1 protein-coding gene is annotated in these 3284 nt (G+C 56.9%); it reads left to right on the forward strand.

The features are described from left to right. Positions 1 to 341: 341 nt before the first annotated feature. A complete protein-coding gene (locus ACETWG_01680; protein MFB0515296.1) occupies positions 342 to 3065 on the forward strand; it encodes a DUF5916 domain-containing protein in 2724 nt (907 codons plus the stop codon). Positions 3066 to 3284 lie beyond the last annotated feature (219 nt).

A 3284-nucleotide genomic window follows, 5' to 3' on the forward strand; every position in this document is an offset into this window, starting at 1 on the left:
GCACAATAATGAGTGCCCCCCTTCGGTGATATATAATGCTTTACCATTGAAATGGTAAATGAATAAGAGGTAAAAGTCAAGACAAAAAAGTTAGTGCTCGTAGAAAGCATATTATTCCACGAGTAGCGTATCCAGGGTTAGAATGACCTAATCCTTCGGGGATGGTCAGCCCAGGACCCCCTTGATCCCGCCGGGCTAAGGACCAACTCACCACCCTCCAGGAGTACGCATCCTGACCGGACAGGTCCAGGATCACCATTGGATTTCTTGACAACCTTCCCCTTAACAACGGCGTCTTACAGATGCAAGCTTTTTTCAGGAGTGGGTAAAGGAATGAAATTATGAGATTCCCCTGGATTCTTTTCCTTCTAGTACTGGTGACAGGCCTGACCGGTGCAAAAACAGAACTCACTGATCGGGATGGGCCACGGTCCATCAATGCAGTGTATATCAATAATGGATCTATTCACATTGACGGGTCTCTGGGTGATCCGGCCTGGCAACGTGCGGAATACGCCTCCGATTTCATTCAGCGCGATCCCCTGGAAGGGAAAGCCGCCACCGAACGCACGGAATTTGCCGTCCTTTACGACGATGAGTTCATCTACATTGGCCTGAAGGCCTACGATTCCGATCCCAGCGGGATCAGCAGCATTTTGAGCCGCCGGGACGAGGAAACACCCAGCGACTGGGTGCACGTTTCGCTCGACAGCTACAACGACCATCGCACGGCGTTCGAGTTCTGGCTCAACCCCCTGGGCGTCAAGCGCGACCTCCGACGCTATGATGACATGAATATGGACCTGAACTGGGACGCGATCTGGGAAGGGAAAGCAGCCCTTGAGGAGGACGGCTGGTCGGCCGAGTTCCGGATTCCCTTCCGCGAGCTGCGCTTTTCCAACGGTAAAAACCAGACCTGGGGCCTGCAGGTATTCCGTTATATCGCGCGCAAGAACGAGGACGATTTCTGGTCCTTCTGGCCGAAGGAGGAGACCGGCTGGGTGCGGCATTACGGCCGCCTGAATAATCTTGTCAAGATTCCCCGCCAGCGGCGAATCTATGTCGCGCCCTATACCACGGGCCGGTATGCCACGGCCAGCGCCTACAAGACTCCGGTGCATCCCGAAACGTACGACCTGGGCAGTAACCTGGGGGCCGATCTGAAAGTTGGCCTTACCAACAACTTGACCCTGGACCTGACGCTCAATCCCGACTTCGGTCAGGTGGAGGCCGACCCGGCCGAGCTGAATATCTCCGCTTTCGAAACCTTCTTCCCGGAACGGCGACCGTTTTTCGTGGAAGGCGGGAACATTTACCAGTTTGGACTGGGGATCGGGGATAACCCGATGAGCAATAACTCCTTGTTCTATACCCGCCGCATCGGGCGCAACCCGCACCATTATCCCGACACCGAAGAGGGTTACGTGGAGGCCCCTATGGCCACCACCATCCTGGGTGCCGGCAAGCTGTCCGGTAAGACCAGCTCCGGCTGGTCTATCGGTATCCTCGACGCAATGACCGCCGAAGAACAGGCCACCATCGAATACGAGGAGGCGCCCACCGAGAAGGAGACCGTGGAGCCGCTGACCAACTATTTTGTCACCCGGGTGCAGAAGGATTACCGCGAAGGTAAGACCACCATCGGTGGCATCGCGACGGCTACCAACCGCCGCCTGGATGACGCTCACCTGAATTGGCTGCACCGGGATGCTTATGGCGCCGGATTCGATATCAGCCACCGGTTCAAAGACGACACCTACGAGTTCAGCACCAATATCGGCTTCAGCAACGTACGCGGTTCGCGGGAGGCGATCACCGAGACTCAACTGAGTCCTAACCACGGCTTCCAGCGTCCGGGTGCCCCCCATCTCGGGGTCGATTCCAGCGCCACCATGCTCAGCGGTTTCGCCGGGAACATGGTGCTGAGCAGGAACAGGGGTGAGCACTGGCGCTGGGCCATCGGGGGATGGTTCTATTCCCCCGGATTCAACGCCAATGACATCGGCTACAACCGGAATGTGGACAATTCCATCCAGTTTATCTGGTGGCAGTATCGGGAAGATGATCCCGGCCGGATCATTCGCCGGTGGAGTTTGAACTTCAATGGCTGGACCGGCTTCACTTTTGCCTGGCTGGACGAGATGACCAGCCTCGGAGGCAACATTAACGGCGGCCTGACCTTCATGAATTACTGGTCGCTGAACGGGGGTATTGGTTTGGATGCCCGCGGTCTGAACACCACCGGCCTGTGGGGCGGGCCGGCCATGACCGAGGACCCAACTCAAAACAGCTGGTTCTCCGTGAGCAGCGATTATCGTAAGGCACTGTCCGTAGGCGCCAATTCCAGTATGGGAAGCGCCCCGGAGAGCGGGGTGCGCTGGTCGAGCATATCCGCCAGCCTCACCTGGCGGCCTACCAACTACTTCTCACTCACGGCTTCATCCGGCTGGAGCGGCATGCACGACACCTGGTCCACCTGGAGCGATTACGGGCCCATCACCGATGCCCAGACCGGTGCGGAACAGTATATCATGGCCACGCTGGACCGCCAGACGGTCTCCGCCACCATCCGATTCGATCTGTCGCTGACGCCCAACCTGACCATTCAGTACTACGGCAATCCGTTTGTCACAGCCGGGGCTTTCAGCGAAGACAAGCTGGTGTTGAAAGGCCAGTACGAGGCCGAGCACTTCAAGGACCGGTTCCACGTGTTCACGGACGCCGAGCGGGATTTCGACGGTGATCCCTATACCTACGACACTGACGATGATGGGGCGATCAACTTCGAGCTGTGGAACCGGGACTTCAATTACAAGCAGTTCAGCTCGAACCTGGTGCTGCGGTGGGAATACCAGACCGGGTCGGCCATTTACCTGGTCTGGGCCCAGAACATGTCGGAAGAGCTGGAGACCGGCGATTTCAACGTGGGCCGGGATGTGCAGGACCTGTTCGGGATTGAGGCCGAAAATATATTCCTGATCAAAGCCAGCTACCTGATGAATATCCAGGCTCCGGGACGGGGGCCGAGGGGTGAGGTAAAAAAGGGGCTTGGTGGTGAGCGATAAATCCCCTATTTCAGCAGCACCATGCTTCGACAATCCTTCGACAAGCTTAGGACAAGACTCAGCATTACAGCTTACTTCAATAGACTCATCTTGATGGACTTAGTGTACTCTGGCGTCACCAAACGGGCGATGTAGACGCCAGCGGGCACTACGCGGCCTGATTGATCTCTGCCATTCCATAGCACCTGGTGGTAACCCGGCTGCTGGTAATCAGCTACA

The sequence above is a fragment of the Candidatus Neomarinimicrobiota bacterium genome (assembly GCA_041862535.1).
Taxonomy (GTDB): Bacteria; Fidelibacterota; Marinisomatia; order SCGC-AAA003-L08; family TS1B11.

Bases quoted from the DNA above. Each gene is read 5' to 3' on its own strand.
- ACETWG_01680 (MFB0515296.1), top strand. From the start codon at position 342: ATGAGATTCCCCTGGATTCTTTTCCTTCTAGTACTGGTGACAGGCCTG.